We start from the raw sequence: 988 nt of genomic DNA, 5'->3' as shown, positions 1-988 counted from the left end.
CCCAATTTGTAAAATTAAGCTAGACAGAAAAAGCCATCTATGTTAGGCTCAGATAAACACCACATTTGTCTGAAAGGAACTAACATAAATGACCTATACTCATCTTACCACAAACGAGCTTGTAATGATAGAGGCTTACTATCAAGAAAACATAAAAGTTTCAGATATTGTGACTTCACTTGGCAGATCAAAACAGACAATCTACACTGTCATCAACTATCTGAAAGAGGGGCACTCTGCATATGATTACTACAACCGTTATAAAGTCAATAAGAAACGTTGGGGCAGGAATAAAACAAGTCTGACGCAATCAGAAAAAGATTTTATCCAGACTCATTTAGAAGAAAATTGGAGCCTTGATGTCATTAAAGGAACTTATCCAGATAGGGTTTCTTGTTCTATGAGAACCCTCTATCGACTAGCAGACCGTGGTATTTTAAAGAAAGAAGATCTCCCTTGGAAAGGCAAAAGAAAACCAAATGGTCATAGCGAAAAACGAGGAAAACAAGCGTTTCGCAGAGATTTACGTGAGAGAGCAGACAGTTATCCTAATTTTAAGACGGAATTCGGTCATCTAGAAGGGGATACAATTGTGGGAGAAAAACACAAAAGTGCAGTCATTACCTTAGTAGAACGCTGCTCAAAAGCCATCATCACACTGAAAACCAATGGACGGAAAGCAAGTGATATTGAGACTTCCATCAATCAATGGTTATCTCAAGTCCCCAGCCATCTCTTTAAGTCGATCACTTTTGATTGTGGGAAAGAATTTTCTAATTGGAAATCTATTTCGAATGCACATGACATTGATATTTTCTTTGCGGAACCAGGATGTCCTGGGCAACGAGGCCTCAATGAACATTCTAATGGCTTATTAAGACGAAATGGACTACCGAAACAAATGGATTTTACAAATATTCCTCAAAATTATTTATCAGCTATAGCTGATAAAAGAAATAGAATTCCTAGGAAGTCTTTGAATTATCAA

Annotated in this window: 1 protein-coding gene; it reads left to right on the top strand. The window is 37.1% G+C overall.

Translation table 11 applies throughout. From position 1 onward, the window contains the following. Positions 1-88 precede the first annotated feature (88 nt). The coding region (locus tag RG565_RS08940; RefSeq protein WP_308937470.1) for an IS30 family transposase at positions 89-988 on the top strand (900 nt) is incomplete at its 3' end.

The organism is Streptococcus sp. IsoGale021 (genome assembly GCF_031142795.1).
GTDB classification, from domain to species: domain Bacteria; phylum Bacillota; class Bacilli; order Lactobacillales; family Streptococcaceae; genus Streptococcus; species Streptococcus hominis.
The sequence above is the reverse complement of the archived record's forward strand: the minus strand, read 5'-3'. Positions and strand labels throughout refer to the sequence as shown.